The organism is Paraeggerthella hominis (genome assembly GCF_021044775.1).
GTDB lineage: Bacteria > Actinomycetota > Coriobacteriia > Coriobacteriales > Eggerthellaceae > Paraeggerthella > Paraeggerthella hominis.
The window spans coordinates 155815-174559 of sequence record NZ_JAJNOQ010000003.1; the positions used below are offsets into that span (position 1 = coordinate 155815).

Consider the following 18745-nt stretch of genomic DNA (forward strand, 5'->3'; position numbering starts at 1 on the left):
TCTCTTCAGTGGGGGCTGTTGCCAGTTCGGCTAGTTCGGTATGAAATTGGTTGCAATGACGCACGCCAGCATGAGCAGAATTGCTCCCGTGCCTCGTGCGTCAAGCTGCGAGTACGCAAGCGGATGCAGGCGCGTCCGCCCGGTCCCCCCGTGGTAGCAGCGCGCGTCCATGCCCGAGGAAAGCGTTTCCGCATGGCGAAACGCGCTGGTGAACAGGGGAACCATAAGGGAGGCCAGCATGCGCACCTTCCCCTTGGAAAACGTTGCCCCGCGGCTGATCTGCGCGCGGTAGACGGTTTGCAGCTCAAAAGTGAACTGCGGCAGGAATCGAAGCGCAATGCCCATCATCATGGAAAGCTCGTGGGCCGGCACTCCGATGCGCGCGAAAGGGTGCAGCAGGTACTCGAAAGCGTCGGTGATATCGAGCGTGGTCGTGGTCAGCGTAAGAAGGCTCATGCCCAGCAGCAGCAAGAGGAGCCGGCACGCGATGAACGCAGCCTGCCAGATACCTGCCTCGCTGATGCGGAAGATCCACCACTCGAACAGCACCTGCCCGCCCTGCACGAAGAACACGTTCAGCAGCGCGGTGATGACCACGATGAACGCCAGCGGCGCGATGGACTTGAACGCCGATCGAAGCGGGATGCCCGCCAACGCGAAGAATCCGAACACGAACGCGGCGCATACGGCAAGCCCCCAGAAGTTTCCCACGTTCGCAACGAAGACCACCGCCATGAGGGCAAGCGAAAGCAGCAGTTTGGCGCGCGGGTCCATGCGGTGAACGGGGCTTGTTCCCGGCCAGTAGCGTCCGATGACCGCGATGTCAGGCATGGCGAGCCTCCGCTTCGTACAGCGCCATCAGGTCGTCGGCAAGCGATTCCACGTTGTACAACTGGCGGGGCAGGTCAAGACCCAGCGAGCGCAGCTCGGCTGCAAGCTTGTGCGGGGCCGGCGCGTCCAGCCCGATGGCGCGCAGCTCGTCGCCTTGCGCGAACACCTCGGCCGGCGTGCCTAGCGCGAACTGCCTGCCTTCGTTCAGCACGAGGATTCGATCGGAGAAACGGGCCAGGTCGTCCATGTTGTGCGACACCATCACAACGGTGAGCCCTCCGGCGTGCAGCTCGTTTATGAGGGCGAGGAACTCCTCGCGCGCCACGGGATCGAGCCCCGCGACCGGCTCGTCGAGCACCAGCACCTGCGGCTCCATGGCCAAAACCCCGGCGAACGCCACGCGCCGCTGCTGTCCTCCGGAAAGCTCGAAGGGGCTTTTGTCTCCCACGACGTCCGGGTCCAAGCGCACGCTCTCCAGGGCGGCGCGCACGCGCGTCCGCACCTCTTCGTCGGGCACGCCCAGGTTTCGCGGCCCGAACGCCACGTCCTCGTTGACGGTGGCGGCGAACAGCTGATGCTCGGGGTACTGGAACACCAGGCCCACCTTGCCGCGGCACGCCTGTGCCTCCCGCTTGTCGGCCAGGTCTTTCCCATCAAGGAGCACGCGTCCGCGCGTGGGACTCACCAGCCCGTTCATGTGCTGGATGAGCGTGCTCTTCCCGCTTCCGGTGTGGCCGGCCACGCCAAGGAATTCCCCGTCTTCCAGGGAGAAGTTGATGTCGCGAAGCGCCCATACGGCATTGGGATCCGTTCCCCAGGCGGCTTTGCCGTGGGTTTCAAGCGAGGGCGCCTCTTCTATCACGCCGGCTTCCCGTCGCTTCTTCAGGCGGCGCTTGTGCTTTTCTTGACGGTCGGGGTCGGAATACGAGTAGCTTACGCCTTCGAAAGCAATGCGCATAGCTCCTCCTTCAAGGCTTCGGTTTCAACATGCATGCCTACGGGCACGCCGCGCTGCTTGAGCGCAAGCGAAAGCGCGGCGGCGAACGGTACGTCGAGGTTCAGGCTTTCCAGCAGCTCTGCTCGTACGAGTACTTCTTGAGGGGTTCCGTCGCAGGCGACGCGGCCGTTCTCCAGCACGATGACGCGATCCGCCTGAGCCGCTTCCTCCATGAAATGCGTGATCATGACGATGGTCATGCCGCGATCGTGCAGTTCGTGGCACACGCGCATAAGGCCCTTGCGTCCGCGCGGATCAAGCATGGCGGTCGCCTCGTCGAGCACCAGGATGTCCGGCTCCATGGCCAAGACGCCCGCGATGGCTACGCGCTGCTTCTGCCCGCCCGACAGCGCCGCGGTCTCGCGCTTGTCGTAGCCCTGCAGACCCACGTCCGCCAGCGCGTCCGCTACGCGCCGGCGCAGCTCCTCGGTGGGCACGCCCAGGTTTTCCGGCCCGAACGCCACGTCGTTTTCGATGAGGCTGGCAACCAGCTGGTCGTCGGGGTTCTGAAACACCATGCCTGCGTTGCTTCGGATGAAATACGTTGCATGCTCGTCGCGCGTGTCGCGGCCAAGCACGGTGACGCTGCCCTCGTCGGGGGTTAGAAGCGCGTTCACGTGCTTGGCTAGCGTCGATTTGCCCGACCCGTTTCCGCCGAGAACGCACACGAACTCGCCTTGCTGAATGCGCGCGTCCACGCCGTCGAGCACGAACGCCTCTCCGTCGTATGTGAATCCCACCTTGGAGAACTCGATCATAAGCAGCGGTCCTTCTTTCCTTTTTGTCGCGAGTGCGGTTGCCGGGCGGTGCCCTTTTCCGTGCTTCGGCTTGAGCTCGTCGGCGGTCAAAACTTGCGGCCGCCGACGGCTGGTCTGCTGAAAAGCCCTGGGAAAAGAAGGGTTTAACGCCCCTTGACCTGCTTTTTCTTCGGGGTGATCAGGTTGGAGATGCTTTTGTACACGATCAAGGTCAAAACGGCGTTCAGCGCGCCCTTCACCAAATTGAACGGGGCAAGGACGGGGATGATCATGGCGATCACCGCATCAAGCGGAACGCCCAGCCACGCCGGCGTGATGATCAGGTTGCCCACGATGGCCATGAGCGTTGCAGCAAGGACGGACAGGACAAGGCCTAGCACGCCGCCCTTGAACGACCGCGTTTTGCGGTATACGATGGCTGCGGGCAAGATGAAGCCGGTGACTACCAGGATGTTCATGAGCGCACCCGAAAAGTCGGCGAACAAGATGCCGTGGATCACGGCGCCCACGATGCCGACCGACAATCCGGCTGCGGGGCCGAACGCGAATCCGCATACCATGGCCGGCATGGCGGAGGCATCGTATTTCAGCCAGGTCACGCCGGGTAGCAGCGGAAATTCGACGAACGAAAGCAGTACGCCGATCGCGCACAGCAGCGCCATCGTGACCAATTGGCGGGTTTCCCATTTGTTCGTGTTGGTGAATGCGGGCGCGTGAGCGTCTTTGTTGTTGGCTGCCATGGCAACCCCTTTCTTTCCAGGCCGATTGCGTGCGGGTCAGGTTTTCCGGCCAAAAAAGAAAACAAGCCCGTATGAATTCCTTCCATACAGGCTTGTTGGGTCCGCCGATGCAAAGCGCGCGTGCGCTGCGTTCGCGGATCTCTGCCTCTTCCATCCGGACTATACCGTTGGTCCCGGGATCTCACCGGAATCAGCCTGCACAGCATGGCGCCACGCAGGGTCGCGGACTCTCGGCTTGCTGCAGCGCGAAGCTGCGGGCCGAATTACCGCCAGTGAGGAATTGCACCTCGCCCTGAAACAGAATCCATGGCGCACATTGTAACCACCTCGCTGATCTGTGGCAAGCGTTTCTCACGGAATGCGGACAGGATCGAATTTTTGTGGCGTTGCGGCGCCCGGCGTTGTGACGCCGGGTGCTGGACGCTGGGCGTTGGACATCGGGCGCTGGACGGGATCGAAAGCGCTTCCGTGAACGCATTGTCGCCCGAAACGTACGGTTTCTCGGCGAAAACCGTACGTTTCGGGCGACAATGCGCGGCGGGGCGGGTTGACCTGCTGCTGGGCCGTTCTTTTGCCTGCTGGCGGATTGCTCCCGTATAATGCCGGTACGCGAAAACATGGCGCACGCCATGGGGAACGAAGGGGGAGCAATGGGACAGAGCGGGGTCGTGAACGAGCCGCTGATCAAAAACCCGCTGGTGAAGGCTATTCGGGAGTTGCTGGAGCACCGCGCGCTTTGGCTGTACCTGCTTACGGACGAGGCCGCGAAGGCCGGCGCCGATCCGGCGACGTTCGCGCCGGCAGCGGTCAAGCGCTGCGGCTTGTTTCAGGGGGCGGAGTTGGTTGCAAAGGGCGGCGGCACGCATAGTTTGAAGAGCCTCAAGAAGGGGCTGTTCGGCAAGCCGGCCCAGATGGTGTTCGAGATGGACGTCAAAGACGTGCAGGACGATCGGTTCGAGCTGGAATTTCATTACTGCCCGCTGGTGAAGGCGTGGCAGAAGCAGGGTTGCACCGACGAGGAGATTTCCAACCTGTGCGATTGGGCCATGTGCGGCGATCGCGGCATCGGCGAGGCGTACGGCTGCGAGCTGGACCTGCCCAAGACCATCGCGCGCGGCGACGATGTGTGCCACCTGATCTACCATCGGAGGTAGGCCCGTCCTCGACGAGCTGGGGCGATTCGGCAGATCGCCGGTTTCGTGAACCTAGCGTGCGAAGCGCGGCATCGATGCGATGTTTCGCACGCTAGGTTACAGTTTGTGTATACCCGACGGGAATTTTCCTTCGCCGGTTCGTGCGGGGGTACAATAGCGAAATTATGTTTGAGATTCTCAACACCATCGACAGCTTTGTATGGGGCCCGGCCATGATCGCGCTCCTTTTGGGCTCGCATCTGTTCTTTACGGTGAAGACGGGCTTCATCCAGCGTAAACTGCCCCAGGCCATCAAGCTCTCGCTCACCTCGGATCCCGAGGGCAAAGGCGACATCAGCCACTTCGGCGCGCTCGCAACGGCGCTGGCGGCCACCATCGGCACGGGCTCCATCGTGGGCGTGGCCACGGCTATCCTGGCGGGCGGCCCAGGTGCCGTGTTCTGGATGTGGATCACGGGCGTGTTCGGCATCGCCACCAAGTATGCGGAAGTGTACGCGGCGGTGAAGTACCGCGTGAAGGACCATAACGGTGCCATGCTGGGCGGCGCCATGTACATTTGGGAACGCGCGTTTCGTCGCAATGACAAGGGCGAACTGGATCCCGGCCCCGGCGGGCGCACTCCCTGGTGGGCGAAGCTGGGCGCGGTCGCGTTCGCGGCGTTCGCGGCCATTGCCGCCATCGGCACCGGATCGGCCGTGCAGGCGTCGGCTATGGCCGGCATCATCACCTCGAACGTCGCGGTTCCCGCATGGGCTGTGGGCGTGGTGATCGTGATCCTGGTTTCGGTGGTCATCTTCGGCGGCGTGGAATCCATATCCAAAGTCTGCGAGAAGCTGGTTCCCTTCATGGCCGTGGCGTATGCCGGCGGATGCATCGTCATCCTCGTGCTCAACGGCCCGCTTCTGGGTCAGGCGCTCGGTCTTATCCTCGAGTGCGCGTTCACTCCGAAGGCCGCGTTCGGCGGCGCCGTGGGCAGCGGCATCATGGTCGCCTTGCAGTTCGGCTGCGCGCGCGGCCTGTTCTCCAACGAATCCGGCCTGGGCTCCGCGCCCATCGTGGCGGCAGCGGCTTCCACGCGCAACCCTGCTCAGCAGGCGCTTGTTGCCATGACCGGCACGTTTTGGTCCACTGTCGTGATCTGCGCGCTGACCGGCATCGTGCTGGTGTCCACCATGCTCGCGCATCCCGACATCGCCTCCGACATCTTGGAGAATCCCACGTTGTACTCGGGCGCCCAGCTGGCAAGCGAGGCGTTCTCGAAGATCCCCTACATCGGAACGCCTATTCTGGTGCTGGGCATGGTGGCGTTCAGCTACACCACCATCCTGGGTTGGTCGTACTACGGCAGCCGCTGCATCACGTACCTGTTCGGGCGCTACGCTATTCGTCCGTATCAGGTGGTGTACGTGGCCGTGGCGTTTTTGGGAGCTATCGGCGTAGGCGACGTCGTCTGGCTGATCAGTGATATCGGCAACGCGCTCATGGCCATTCCCAATATCGTGGTGGTTCTCATGCTGTCCGGCATGGTCGCTCGGGAGACGCGGCACTACATTTACGACGGCAATCTCGACGAAGCCGACGACGCTCCTATCCCGCAGCTGGAAGGGAAGTAGGGCTCGCCCGCTCGTCCGCGGATGCGCGTTTTCGCTCGTCCCCCCTGCCCGCGGCGCCGTTCGCTGACAATTTCGCATTTGGTATCAAGCTGCAACGTGCTGCCTCGTTATAATCCGGGTACTTTAGCGTGCGAAAGTGCCCATACCGAAACGGCTTCCATCGTTCTCGCCATGCGCCGATGATGCCCAGCGCTTTGCCGGGGCGGTGCAACCTGCTTCGGTATAGACTCTTCGCCTGCTTTCGTACACAAGGAAAGAGAGAGGGGTTGGGGTATGGACATCGTTCAGCTTATCAGCGACATCGATGCGTTCGTGTGGGGCCCGCCGATGATCATTCTGCTGCTGGGTTCTCACCTGTTCCTGACGTTTCGCACGGGATTCATCCAGCGCAAGCTGCCGACGGCCATCAAGCTGTCGGTGACGAAGGATCCGGACGCACCGGGGGATATCAGCCAGTTCGGTGCGTTGACCACGGCGCTTTCGGCCACCATCGGCACGGGCAACATCGTGGGCGTGGGCACCGCCATCCTGGCGGGCGGTCCGGGCGCGGTGCTGTGGATGTGGCTTACGGGCGTGTTCGGCATGGCTACCAAGTATTCCGAGACGTACGCAGCCGTGAAGTACCGCGTGAAGGACCATAACGGCAACATGCTGGGCGGAGCGATGTACGCGTGGCGCCGTGCGTTCGAGAAGGACGGGAAGACGCCCTGGTACGGCGTGCTGGGGGCGGGTGCCTTCGCCCTGTTCGCCGCTGTGGCTTCGTTCGGCATTGGATCCGCGGTCCAGTCCAGCGCGATGACGGGCATTATCACCTCGAACGCTCCCGGCGTTCCCGCGTGGGGCATCGGGTTGGCTATCGTCATCATGGTGTCGCTCGTCATCTTCGGCGGCATCAAGATCATCTCCAAGGTATGCGAGAAGCTGGTTCCGTTCATGGCTATCGCGTACGCATGGGGCTGTATCGTGATCATTGGAATGAACTGGGAATACGTGTGGCCCGCCATCTGCTTGATCTTCGAATGCGCCTTCACGCCGAAGGCTGCGTTCGGCGGCGCCGTGGGCAGCGGCCTTATGATGGCGCTGCAGTTCGGTTGCGCGCGCGGCCTGTTCTCCAACGAGTCCGGCCTGGGTTCCGCGCCCATCGTGGCCTCGGCCGCGTCCACGCGCAACCCGGCACGCCAGGCGCTCGTGTCCATGACCGGTACGTTCTGGGACACGGTGGTCATCTGCGCTTTGACGGGCATCGTGCTGGTTTCCACGATGATCGCGAACCCCGGCATCATGGAGAGCGGTCAGGTTTCCGCTGGCGCCGACCTGACAAGCGCGGCGTTCGCGTCGATTCCCTACATCGGCACGCCTATCCTGGTGATCGGCATGATCCTGTTCGCATACACCACCATCCTGGGTTGGTCGTACTACGGCAACCGCTGCGTCACGTACCTGTTCGGCAAGCACGCCATTCGCCCGTACCAGGTGCTCTACGTAGCCGTGGCGTTCTTGGGCGCCATCGGCATCGGCGATTTGGTGTGGACCATCTCGGACATCACCAACGCGCTCATGGCCGTTCCGAACATCATCGTCGTGCTGTTGCTTTCGGGGCTGATCGCTCGCGAGACCAAGCATTACGTGTGGGAGAAAAACCTCGACGAGGCGGACGATACCGAGATTCCCGTGCTCGAGAGCAAGTAGCTTGCAGCTTGCACGGTGCTCGTCTCGACAACGCACCGAACAGCCCGGCGCCGTATTGACGCTGGGCTGTTCTTTTTTTGCGGGGGTCGCGAGTTTGCCTTGCGCGGGAAGCGAGCCGGCTAGTCGTCTTCTTCCTCGCCTTTCTTGAGCTTTGCCGCCGCGCCGCCGAGCGCGCCGAGGGCCGCGATGGCCGCCGCTCCCGCGACTGCGCCCCAGGACGCGTCGCCGGTTCGGACGGTTTTCGCCGGGTTGCCGATCGTTGTGCTGCCGCCGCTGCCGGTGCCGCCCGATCCGCCGGTGCCGCCCTGGCCGCTTCCGCCGCTGCCGGATCCTCCTCCCGGCTCGGAGTCGTTGCCCGGCTTTTCGGGGGCGAACGCCGCGGTTAAGGTTGTCGTTGCCGAGGCGTAGCCGGCTGCGTAGGCTAGCGTGTACGTCCCTGCCGCAGCGGGCGTGAACTGCCAGGTCGGCGCCGAGCCTTCGGTGCTGCCGGTCGCTTTTTGCGCTTCGACGTTTTCAAGGGCGACGGGGTTGCCGTCGGGATCGGTCACGAAAGGCGTTGCCTGCATCGTCGATCCGTTGACGTCCTCGAACGATACGGAGGGTATGGCGTACGGTTCTCCTACCGTGGCTTTCCCCAGGTCAGATGCGGTTGGCGCTTGTATCGGGGAAGCGGGGACGGCGGAGGCTGCGTACAGCGTTGCGACATGGTCCTCGGTTGCGACGCCGGGGCTTAGGCGCGCGAACGCCACGCGTCCGACCATCGCATGCTCGGGTTCGCCTTGCGCGTTCGTGTCGGCGCCCAAAAACCAGCGCAACGGCGCGCCGCCGCTTACGCTGGGCGGGGGCAGGGTTCCCGGATTGGCGAACTGCGAAGCAAGCGTTCCGTTCGCGTACAGCTTCATCTCGACGCCGTCGTACGTTGCCACGACATGCGTCCAGGCAAGCGTGTCGACATAGGCGCTGGTCGATTTCCACCCGCCGCCTTCGGGCGACGTGTAGTAATGCAAGCTGGGACGGCTGCCGTTGGGGTCGGAGCTGCTCGACGGGTAGTACTCCAGATTTTGCCCGCGGGATTGCCCCGACGAGAACAGCTCGAAGTAGCTGGAGGGCTCTTCGTCGAACCGGAACAGCACTTCCAGGGTGCATCCGGTGCCGATGCGCGCATAGTCCTCGCTCGTGAACGCGTACGCTGCCGCGGCGGCGCCTCCGAATACGCCGACCTGCTTGTTGAACAGGGGGTCGGAAGTTAGCTCCAATGCTCCGAACTCCTTGAGCGCATGGGGCGCGGCAGAGAGGTCGTCGGCCGATCCTTGCGCGAAATCCACGGACAAGAGCGGGTCCTCAAGGGGCGTCACCTCGCGCTCCTTCGTCCTGAACTCGGTCTGGCCGATAAGCGCTTCCTTGCCGTATGCATTGCGGGCGTAGGCCTTGAGCGTGTACGCGGTGTTCTCTGCCAGAGCCGCGCCGATAAGCGGGCGAACGAACTCGTCTGCGCGGTTTTGGCTTGCTTTGTAGTACTCGGACATGAACCGCGCATCGTACAGGGGCGTGTCGGAATCCGCCTCGAAAACTTCGACGCGATAACACAGGACGATATCGTTGTCCAAGCCGGTCGCGTCCGCGTGCACCTTGTTCGCGGTGATGGCGAAGGACGCTCCCGACGAGGTCAGGGTGTCGTCGCTCGGTACCCTGACGGCGGCGTCGGCCTCTACCGTAGGGGGAAGGCTGCGCGCTTCCATGGCGGCAGACGTATAGACCTTGGTGCTTTGGTCGTTCGGGCTGAACGACCACGGCTCGCCAAGGCATGCGCCTTCGCGGAAATCCATGCGGTAGACGGTCACGACATGGGTTGCCGGATCGATGTCCACCAGCTCGCACTGGTTGGCGTCGTCTCCGTCGGCGGGGTGCCCGTACAAAAGGCTCCCCCCGCTGTAGTCGCCGTTGTTGTGCCCTTCGTCCTGGCCTCCCTTCGTCCAGAAGTTGTTGGCGAACGTGGCGGTTTGAATAAGGGTGCAGCCGTCGTCTTGGTAGATCGACCGCGGGTCGGCCATGGGGATGTGCGTGTGCCCTGAAAAGTGAACGATCTGGGGATACGCCGCTGCGATTTCATGGTAAAAGGCCATGTCGTTGCCCGTTCGGTCGGACTTGTTGGTGCCGAACTGGCCGTTCCAGCTGCCGCCCGTGCTGTACCAGACCGTGTTGCCGAAGGGATGATGGGTCAACATGAAGATGGGCTTGTTCGCGTCTTCCGCCTGCGCGGCGGCCAGGCGTTCGCGAATCCAGTCCTGCCGGTCGCCGTACCAGCTGTTGTCGTAGCCGCCCGGATGGGATGAGAGCGCCAGCACGTGGTAGCCGCCGCTTCCGCCCACGATGAAATCGCAGTCGGTTTGGCCCTCGTTCGCGCCTCCCGGAATCTGGAACGATCCCGCTACGGTCAGCTTGGAGGAAAGAAAATCCTTGAAGGCGGCTTGGGCGTTCTCCTTGTTTCCTTGCCAGCTGTAGTATTCGTGGTTGCCCATTACGATCCCGACGGGCTTGCGCGCGTTCGCGTTGAGGAGCGAGGCCAGCTCATCGTACTGCGCGGGCGTGCCGGTGTCCGCCGAATCGCCCACGAAGAAGTGGGCTGCCACATCGGGCGCGGCGGCGTAGATCCCGGAAAACGCAGCGGGGATCTTCTGCGCGTAGGAGTTGCGGGCCTCGGCGCCTACGTGCGTGTCGCTGTGCACGGTGAAGCGCACGTGCCCGTCCTGCAGCGCGGGCCAAGCTTGGCCGGGGGCCGGGCTGAACGCTGCGTCGGCGTGCTGATCGGGGAACACGAGCATGCCTCCCGCAAGGGACACGCCGGCTACGGCTGCTAGCTTGAGGAACGATCGACGCGACACGCCGATCGTGCTCGCTTCGAAAAAGGATGACGCGTGTTCCATGGAAAGCCCTTCTGCTCGAATGGTTGGTTGGCGCTTGCCCGGTTGGGCCGCGACGGCGGGGCGCAGGTGCGCTCGGCGTGGAAAAGGTTGCCGAGCGGAAGTATAGGAGCGCCGCGAAAAGAGCGGGTACGGTGCAGGTAAGGACCGGGTACGCATGCGGTAAGGTTTGCGTAAGAGGCGAAACGCCCAGATGGCGAAGCCGCAAGGTGCTCGAGTTCCCAGGCGGCGAACCGCCCGCATGCCCGCGCGCTCGGGATCCGAAGGAGTGATCCGGTCGAGCTTCCAGGCCCGAAACAACCCCTTCGCGTTCCGGGGTCGCCGCGTTCCTTCTCGCGCACCTGCTCCCATTTCCCGCGCTCCCGGTTTTGCAGGGGGCTCTATGTTGAACCGGAATCGGCACATGCTGACGTACGTTGTCTTTTCGAGCGGTCGGACTGCGATCGGTCGTGATGGGCCCCGGTGGTCGGGCGGCGCCGCTGGTTCGCCGCCAGGATTTTCTCGGCGCCGCCAGCGCCCCTAGCTGCCCGATTTTTACAGCAATGTTGCGCACCGTCTCGCATCTTCAAAAGCCTCGTCCTTGTGAACTGGGATAATGGAATACGGCTCTTGGAGGGAAGGCGATGAAGAGATCCTGCGCCTCGAAAAACGCAACATTGCGTGCAAAATCGAGCAGAAAGTGTAGCGCCGTCCTCAACGCAGGCGGGCGCATGTCGATGGCGGTTCGGCGGCGGGTGTCTTTCTTGACCGTTGCCGCCGCGCCGCCGCGCTGCCGAGCGCGCCGAGGGCTGTGCCGCGCCGCCGCGCTGCCGGGCGCACCGAGGGTCGAGCCGGCTGCTGTCCCCGCGTCGTTTACCTGCTGCGAGGATCCTGCGATAAGCGGTTGCGCTGCGGCGGGGCTCGCCTCGCCTTGCGGTATCATGGCCGGTATGAAGAAACTTGCCATCATAGGAGGCGGCGCGGCGGGGCTCGCGGCCGCTGTTGAAACCGTCCGCGCTCTGCGCGCTCGAGGCGTTGCCCCCGGATCCGTGGAGACGACGGTGTACGAAGCCAGCGACCGCGTCGGTCGATCCATTCTGGCAACCGGCAATGGCCGCTGCAACTTCTCGAATGCTTGCATCGACGTTGCCGCATACCGCAATCCGACGTTCGTCTCGCAGGCTTTGGCCGAGCTTGAGGCCGATCCCGAACCTGAATTAGAATCGCATGAGGACCCCGTTCACAACCTGTTCGCCGACTTGGGCCTGCTCTGGCGCGAAGAGGGCGAGGGGCGTCTGTATCCTTTGGCGAACAAGGCGACCAGCGTGTTGGACGTGCTGCGCTCGGCTGCGCAGGATGCGGGGGTGCATCTGGCGTGCGATTGCGTTGCCAAACGCGTCGAGGCGCCGCAGCGCGCTGGCGATCGGTTCCATATTCGGTTTGCGGACGGCGCGGTGCGGCATGCCGATGCCGTGATCGTGGCCGTTGGCGGCAGGGCGATCGAGGAGATCGAGCTGCCGGAAGGGCTGTCATGCGTGAGCGGTCGTCCCGTGCTGGGCCCGCTGCGCACGGATACCGCCCTGGTGAAGCCGCTCAACAACGTTCGCGTTCGCTGCTGCGTTTCGCTGGTGGGCGCGGACGGCGCCGAGAAGACTCGCGAATCCGGCGAGGTGCTGTTCCGCGATTACGGCGTGTCGGGCATCGCCGTGTTCAACCTGTCGCGCTTCGCCCATCCGGGCGACAAGCTGCGCATCGACCTGCTTCCCCAAATTGCGCCCGAAAAGGCGGAGGGCCTTCTGCTCGATCGCGCCGCCCGCTTGCGTTTGGCCGGTCGCCCGTGCTCGGCCGATGCGCTTGTGCGGGGCATGCTGCTGCCCGCGGTGGCCCATGCCGTGTTGAAGGAGGCGGGACTGCGCCCTGAAGACCCGTTCGCCAAGAAGGATGCGCCGAAGCTGGCGCATGTTCTCAAGGGGTTGCCCCTGGTGGTGCGCGGTATTGGCGATGCTCGCCAGTGCCAAGTGACGCGCGGGGGTCTTGCCGTCGACGCGTTCGATCCGCGCACGATGGGAGCGCGCCGCATACCGGGCTTCTTCGCGGCGGGAGAGGCGCTGGACGTGGATGCGCCCTGCGGCGGGTACAACTTGCATTGGGCGTGGGCGAGCGGCATGCTGGCAGCCCGCGCGGCAGCCAACGAACTGGCGGTCGACGCCGGTCGAGCGAAGGGAGCAGGCCGTGCTTGAGGTTTCGAACGTGAGGCTTCCGCTTGATGCGGGTGTCGCCGGGTCGAAGGGCGACGCGCTCGTTCGCGTTGCCGCGGCGGATGCGCTGGGCGTGCGGGATGGGGACGTGGATTCGGTTCGCGTCCTCAAGCGCAGCGTGGATGCGCGCAAGAAGCGGGATGTGCACTTCGTGGCGACGCTTGGCGTGGAGCTTTCCGATCCTTCGATGGAGCAGCGCGTCCTTGCGCAAGCCTGCTCGCGGGCGGGCGCGGGAGCTTCCCCTGGCACTCATGTGAAGCGTCACGAGCCTTATGCGGCGCTTGCCGTTCCGGAACTCGGGCCGACGTTCGAGGCGAGCGGCGAGCCGCGCCCCGTGGTGGTAGGCGCGGGTCCGGCGGGCCTGTTCTGCGCGCTGTACCTGGCGCGGGCCGGCTTGCGGCCCCTTCTGCTGGAGCGCGGGGCGGACGTGGACGAGCGGCTTGCGACGATCGCGGCGTTCGACGCGGGCGCGGATTTGGACCCGCAGACGAACATCCAGTTCGGAGAGGGCGGCGCCGGCACGTTTTCCGATGGGAAGCTGACCACGAACATCAAGAACCCCCTGGCGCGCCACGTGCTTCGCTGGTTTGCGGACGCCGGCGCGCCCGAGGAAATCCTGTGGCAGGCCAAACCCCATATTGGTACCGATCTGCTGGTGGACGTGGTGCGCGAGCTGCGCAGCCAGATCGTCGCGGCGGGCGGCGAGGTGCGCTTCCACGCGCAGCTGACGGGCTTGCATTTCCAGGACGGGGCCCTTGCGGCGGTGGACGTGCTCGAATCGGGAAGGAGCGCGCGCGTGCCTGCGCGGCGCGTGGTGCTGGCGTGCGGGCATTCGGCGCGCGACACCTTCGAGGTCGTGCATGCTGCGGGCGTGAAGATGGAGCAGAAGCCCTTTTCGGTGGGCGTGCGCATCGAGCATCCTCAAGTGGCGGTGGATCGCGCTCAGTACGGTGATGCCGCAACTCATCCGGCACTCGGCCCGGCGGACTACAAGCTGGCCGTTCATCTGCCCGATGGACGGAGCGTCTACACGTTCTGCATGTGCCCGGGCGGCCAGGTGGTATGCGCGGCAAGCGAGCCGGACAGCGTGGTGGTGAACGGCATGAGCCGGTTCGCGCGCGACGGGGAGAATGCGAACAGCGCGCTGCTGGTGGGCGTGGGCCCGCAGGACTTCGAAGGGGATCATCCCCTTGCGGGCGTGAAGCTGCAGCGGGATATGGAGCGCGCGGCGTATCGGGCGGCGTGCGCCGCGGGCGGCGATCCGTATCAGGCGCCCGCTCAAACCGTAGGGGATTTCCTTGCGGGCCGCTCGGCGGGTCCCGGTTCGTCGGTGCGCCCCACGTACGCGCGCGGCGTGGCGTGGTGCGACTTGCGGGAGTGCCTGCCGGAGTTCGTTGCAGATGCGATTGCGTCCGCGCTGCCGGTGCTGGACCGCAAGCTCGCGGGATTCGCAGATCGGGATGCCGTTATGACCGGCGTGGAAACGCGCAGCTCAAGCCCGGTTCGCATCGTGCGCGGCGAAGGCTGCGAGGCGCTTCTGGCCGAAGAGTCCTCCATGGACGGCGGGACGGGCCTTTATCCGTGCGGGGAGGGGGCGGGTTACGCGGGAGGCATCATGAGCGCTGCATGCGACGGTTTGCGAGTTGCCCAGTTCGTGGCTCGGGCGTTCGCCCGTTGACGCTACTGCAGGTGCCCATTCGCGCCCAGACGTTCGGAGGCCGCTGCATTCCGCTCGCTCGAAGCGAGCGTCCAAGTCGGGTCGACGCTTGCTCGGCATCGAAGCGCGGCTTCTATTCTCCCAGCTCGGCTTTCCAATCGAAATCGGCGGGAGGGCGGGTGGGCTCTCCGTCGGCGCCGGCATCTTGCATGCGGCCGTCCCATTGGCAGGCTTTCATGTTCACGCGCCCGTCGTCTTCGAATTCGACGCCTTCGGCTGCCAGCATGCTTCGCTGCTCGTCGGGGCCTCCGAAAACGAAGCCCTTGCACAGGCTTCCGTCTTTGAACACCACGCGATGGCAGGGAATGCACGCGGGATCGGCCCCGGGCTCGGGGTTCGCCCGCAAGGCGTAACCTACGTAGCGAGCCGATCGCGGGGCTCCGATCAGCTGACCCACTTGGCCGTATGAGGCAACCTTGCCGCGCGGGATGTGGCGCACCGTGTCGAACACTTTGTTGGAGAAATCTCCCATGAAACCACTTTCTTTTTGCCCAAGACGCCGTTTCGCGCTTCTTTTTTCCGCGGTGATCGCGTATTCTGTATCAAATTATACTGTAGCGAGAAGGTATTGCGCGAAGACGTCTTGCTTCGCGCGTAGGGAGGTTCGCGATGAAACACGGCAATCGCCAAGACGGGAACAGTGCTTTCGTTCCCGCGGGTTCGTTCGGCGCAGACGATACTGCGGCGTTCGTTCCCGCTTCGCCTCAGACCACGGCCGTGCTGCCGCCGCTGCCCGATGCTCTCGTCGACGCCGACGCGCTTTCCGACATGCAGGCGTTCAATGACCTCAAGGCTAAGCGCAAGAAGCAGCGCAAGCGGAAGATCATCATCGGCGTGTCGGTGGCCGTGCTTGCGGTCGTAGTTTTGATGGGCGCGCTTGCTTGGTACGTTGCCGATCAAACGGCCAAGGCGCTTGAGAGCATGGCCCCTCAAACCGTCCCGATCGAGCAGGGGACGTTCGTCGATACCGTTACCGCTTCAGGAAGCCTGCAGCCCATTTCGTCTGTGAGCGCTACGCCTGAGGTGGACGGTATCGTAGGAGAGGTGTTCGTTTCCGAAGGCGATCGCGTTGAAGCCGGCCAAACGCTGTTCACGGTAGTGAACGCCGAACTGGACAAGGCGGTTTCCCAAGCTGCGCGCGGCATCGAGGAAGCGCGCAACGGCGTGGCGCAAGCGCAAAACGCCGTGAACGAAGCGTACCGCGCGAAAGCGGCCGGGCAGCAGGCGGTGGCCGATGCGCGCGCACAGGCTCAGGCGCTCGCCGATGCCCAGGCCAGCGCGGCGCCGGGCGCGACCGCTCCGTCTTCTCCGCAGGCTCCGGCCGCGGCTCCCACGTTCGACGAAGGCGGAGCGGACTCCGCCATCAGGCAGGCCGAGATTGCGCTCAACAGCGCGAACCTTGCGTTGCAGAGCGCTCAAACCACCTATGACGAAGCCGTCGCGCGCGCCGACAAGCGCACCGTTACCTCGTCGATCGCCGGAAGCGTGGTAGCCGTGAACATCGAGCCCGGCAAGGCGCTGGGATCCACTTCGGCGGCGAACCCCGTGTCTCCCGTGCAGATAGCCGATCTGTCGCAGATGACCGTTTCCATCAACGTCAACGAGATAGACATCCTCAAGGTGAGCGCCGACCAGACGGCGCAGGTCACGTTCACGGCGGCACCCGACCTCACCTTGCCTGCAACCGTGGTGAAGATCGCTACCACCTCGGCGGGCGCGGGCGACGCGTCGGCTGGCGCCTCGTACGGAGGCGGCGGGGCCGTCACCTACGCGGTCAAGCTGCTGATCGCGCAGCCCGATCCTCGCTTGAAGCCGGGCATGACCGCGAAGGCCACCATCACCACCACGACGATCGAGGATGCCCTCAAGGTTCCCATTTCGGCCGTGCAGTCGGACAGCTCGGGCAAGAGCTTCGTGATGGTGGTCACCGATCCCGAAACGCAGGCCGTCGAGCAGCGCTCGGTGGAAGTGGTCGCGTCCGACGGGTTGACGTCGGTGGTGAAAGGTCGGGTCAAAGCTGGGGAAAACGTGGTCATCGGATCCTTGGCGCCTGCGGGCGATCAAGGGGCTTCGAGCGCGGCGCCCGGCGTTTCCGCCGACGCCGTGGCGATAGGATAGCGCCATGAGCTTCGTGGTAGAGGCCGTTGACCTGCATCGCATATACGAGAGCGCTTCGGGTCTCACCCATGCCCTGCGCGGCGTGTCGCTCTCGGTCGAGAAAGGCGAGTTCCTTGCCATCATGGGACCTTCGGGCTCGGGCAAGTCGACGCTCATGAACCTGCTCGGCTGTCTGGACACGCCCACGCGCGGGCGCTATCTGCTGGAAGGCGTCGACGTGGCGGCGTATCGCGAGGACGAGCTGGCCGAGATTCGGGCGACGCGTTTGGGCTTCGTGTTCCAGTCGTTCAACCTGCTGCCGCGCGCTACGGTCATGCGCAACGTCATGCTGCCGCTTGTGTACACGGCCTGCCCGCGCAAGGAGCGCGCCGCCCGCGCGCATGCGGCGCTGCGCAGCGTTTCGCTTGATCAAAGGCTGTACGACCATCGCAGCAACGAGCTGTCCGGCGGCCAGATGCAGCGCGTGGCCATCGCGCGCGCCCTGGTGAACGACCCGGCGCTCATCTTAGCCGACGAACCTACCGGCAACCTGGACACTGCAACGGGGGACATGGTGCTCGAGACGTTCAAGAGCCTGCGCGACCAGGGGAAGACCATCGTCCTCATCACGCACGAACCCGACGTGGCCGCGCATGCGGACCGCGTGGTTCACATCAGGGACGGCAAGCTCTACGACGGCCCGCATGTCAGCTTGGCGGGAGGTGCACGATGAAGATCGGGGATTTGTTCTACGAAACCTGGCATGCCCTGTCGGCCAACAAGGGGCGCTCGTTCCTTACCATCTTGGGCATCGTGATCGGCATCGCCGCGGTCATCGCCATGACCTCGCTCATAGCGGGGGTCCAGAACATGCTCATGGGCGAGCTTGGGTTCAGCCAGGCCCGGCAGGTTTCCATCGGCGCCTATGCGCCTCAGGGCGTGACCTTCGACGATCTGGACAAGCTTGCTTCCGGCATGCCGGAATACGAAACCATTACGGGCGCATCTTACTCGTCTACCGAAGTTGCGAAATCGGACGGCAAGAAGACTCCCGCGAACATCGTGGGCGTGCGGCCCGACTACTTCGAGGTGACCGGCTCGAAGCTCAAGGAGGGACGCTTCTTCACTGCGAGCGAAGAGGCGGGCGCAGCGCGCCTCGTGGTGATCGACAGCAGCTCCATCAGGGATCTTTTCGGCAGCGCCGACGTGCAGGCCGTGGGCAAGTCCGTTCGGCTGGGAAACGATGACTACACGGTGGTGGGCGTGCTCGACACCACGTCGTTCATGTCGGGCGGCATGACCATGTACCTGCCGTACACCACGGCGCAGACGCGTACCGGCGCGGGCGGCGGGGTATCGCAGATTATCGGAGCCGCTCGGGAAGGCACCGACATGGACCGGCTTGTCGAGACTACCCAAGATTACGTTGCACGGTACTTCAATTTGCAGAAAAGCGACGTGTACGTGACCTCGCTCGATTCCATCATCAAGCAGATGGAAACCATGATGTCGGCGTTTTCGCTGCTCATGGGGTCGGTTGCTTCGATATCGCTGTTCGTGGGAGGCATCGGCATCATGAACATGATGCTGACGAACGTGACCGAGCGCATACGCGAGATCGGGCTGCGCAAATCGTTGGGCGCGCGTCGCCACGACGTCACGATGCAGTTCTTGCTGGAAGCCGTTGCGCTGTGCGTTACGGGCGGCTTATTCGGCATCGTATTCGGGTTTTTGGCGGCGTGGGGCCTGGGCAGCGTGATCGGCGTGGTTCAGCCCGGCATGGCCGTTGCGCCCGTGCTGGCGCCTCAGGTGGTTTTGGGCGCGGTGGGCGTGTGCGTGCTCATAGGCGTGGTGTTCGGCTACTACCCGGCTCGGCGCGCCGCAAAGCTCGATCCCGTGGAGTCGCTGCGGTACCAGTAGCGCAGGGTGTTGCGGGTCGAATCGACGCACTTTCCCAGAATTGACTAGCGCATCTGGACAACGACCGGATA

15 protein-coding genes and 1 riboswitch are annotated in these 18745 nt (G+C 64.2%); of the genes, 9 read left to right on the forward strand and 6 right to left on the reverse strand.

Annotated elements, in window-relative coordinates:
- Positions 1–30 precede the first annotated feature (30 nt).
- The 4 genes from LQE90_RS04555 to LQE90_RS04570 form a co-directional block, all read right to left on the reverse strand.
- Positions 31–831 carry an energy-coupling factor transporter transmembrane component T family protein gene (locus LQE90_RS04555; RefSeq protein WP_216528905.1) on the reverse strand — a complete coding sequence of 267 codons (801 nt, stop codon included), beginning with the start codon at positions 829–831 and terminating at the stop codon, positions 31–33.
- The gene (locus LQE90_RS04560) at positions 824–1789 is read right to left on the reverse strand and encodes an energy-coupling factor transporter ATPase (RefSeq protein ID WP_216528904.1); all 966 of its coding nucleotides are present in this window, start codon (positions 1787–1789) and stop codon (positions 824–826) included. The genes LQE90_RS04555 and LQE90_RS04560 overlap by 8 nt, the downstream gene beginning before the upstream one ends.
- On the reverse strand, positions 1765–2586 hold the full coding sequence (locus LQE90_RS04565) for an energy-coupling factor transporter ATPase (RefSeq protein WP_216528903.1): 822 nt from the start codon (positions 2584–2586) through the stop codon (positions 1765–1767). The genes LQE90_RS04560 and LQE90_RS04565 overlap by 25 nt, the downstream gene beginning before the upstream one ends.
- Positions 2587–2729: 143 nt before the next feature.
- A complete protein-coding gene (locus LQE90_RS04570) occupies positions 2730–3326 on the reverse strand; it encodes an ECF transporter S component (protein WP_216528902.1) in 597 nt (198 codons plus the stop codon).
- 138 nt (positions 3327–3464) lie between these two features.
- Positions 3465–3630, reverse strand: a riboswitch (FMN riboswitch).
- A 2-nt stretch (positions 3631–3632) separates the two neighbouring features.
- On the opposite strand from LQE90_RS04570, the gene LQE90_RS04575 reads away from it, so the two are divergent.
- The 4 genes from LQE90_RS04575 to LQE90_RS04590 all read left to right on the forward strand — a co-directional run bounded on the left by LQE90_RS04575 (position 3633) and on the right by LQE90_RS04590 (position 7782).
- Positions 3633–3926 carry a hypothetical protein gene (locus LQE90_RS04575; RefSeq protein ID WP_216528901.1) on the forward strand — a complete coding sequence of 98 codons (294 nt, stop codon included), beginning with the start codon at positions 3633–3635 and terminating at the stop codon, positions 3924–3926.
- Positions 3927–3976: 50 nt separating this feature from the next.
- A complete protein-coding gene (locus LQE90_RS04580) occupies positions 3977–4480 on the forward strand; it encodes an L-2-amino-thiazoline-4-carboxylic acid hydrolase (RefSeq protein ID WP_216528900.1) in 504 nt (167 codons plus the stop codon).
- Between the two features lie 164 nt (positions 4481–4644).
- A complete protein-coding gene (locus LQE90_RS04585) occupies positions 4645–6093 on the forward strand; it encodes an alanine/glycine:cation symporter family protein (RefSeq protein ID WP_216528899.1) in 1449 nt (482 codons plus the stop codon).
- Positions 6094–6366: 273 nt separating this feature from the next.
- Positions 6367–7782, forward strand: coding sequence for an alanine/glycine:cation symporter family protein (locus tag LQE90_RS04590; protein WP_216528898.1), 1416 nt, complete (start codon positions 6367–6369; stop codon positions 7780–7782).
- A gap of 119 nt (positions 7783–7901) precedes the next feature.
- Here the strand turns inward: LQE90_RS04590 and LQE90_RS04595 are convergent, their stop codons facing one another.
- Entirely contained in the window at positions 7902–10706 is a 2805-nt protein-coding gene (locus LQE90_RS04595) for a metallophosphoesterase (protein ID WP_216528897.1), read from the reverse strand.
- A gap of 926 nt (positions 10707–11632) precedes the next feature.
- Here LQE90_RS04595 and LQE90_RS04600 point away from each other — a divergent pair.
- Positions 11633–12922, forward strand: coding sequence for an aminoacetone oxidase family FAD-binding enzyme (locus tag LQE90_RS04600; protein WP_231088202.1), 1290 nt, complete (start codon positions 11633–11635; stop codon positions 12920–12922).
- Complete coding sequence (locus LQE90_RS04605; protein ID WP_216528896.1) at positions 12915–14618, forward strand: NAD(P)/FAD-dependent oxidoreductase; 1704 nt, start codon at positions 12915–12917, stop codon at positions 14616–14618. Before LQE90_RS04600 ends, LQE90_RS04605 begins: the two co-directional genes overlap by 8 nt.
- Positions 14619–14730: 112 nt before the next feature.
- On the opposite strand, the gene LQE90_RS04610 is transcribed toward LQE90_RS04605, so the two are convergent.
- Positions 14731–15129 carry an MGMT family protein gene (locus tag LQE90_RS04610; RefSeq protein WP_216528895.1) on the reverse strand — a complete coding sequence of 133 codons (399 nt, stop codon included), beginning with the start codon at positions 15127–15129 and terminating at the stop codon, positions 14731–14733.
- A 137-nt stretch (positions 15130–15266) separates the two neighbouring features.
- On the opposite strand from LQE90_RS04610, the gene LQE90_RS04615 reads away from it, so the two are divergent.
- Genes LQE90_RS04615 through LQE90_RS04625 form a run of 3 tightly spaced genes read left to right on the forward strand, consistent with a single transcriptional unit; the run spans position 15267 to position 18674 of the window.
- Positions 15267–16775, forward strand: coding sequence for an efflux RND transporter periplasmic adaptor subunit (locus tag LQE90_RS04615; protein ID WP_216528894.1), 1509 nt, complete (start codon positions 15267–15269; stop codon positions 16773–16775).
- A gap of 4 nt (positions 16776–16779) precedes the next feature.
- On the forward strand, positions 16780–17487 hold the full coding sequence (locus LQE90_RS04620; RefSeq protein ID WP_114566777.1) for an ABC transporter ATP-binding protein: 708 nt from the start codon (positions 16780–16782) through the stop codon (positions 17485–17487).
- The gene (locus tag LQE90_RS04625) at positions 17484–18674 is read left to right on the forward strand and encodes an ABC transporter permease (protein WP_216528893.1); all 1191 of its coding nucleotides are present in this window, start codon (positions 17484–17486) and stop codon (positions 18672–18674) included. The genes LQE90_RS04620 and LQE90_RS04625 overlap by 4 nt, the downstream gene beginning before the upstream one ends.
- The last annotated feature ends 71 nt before the right edge of the window (positions 18675–18745 follow it).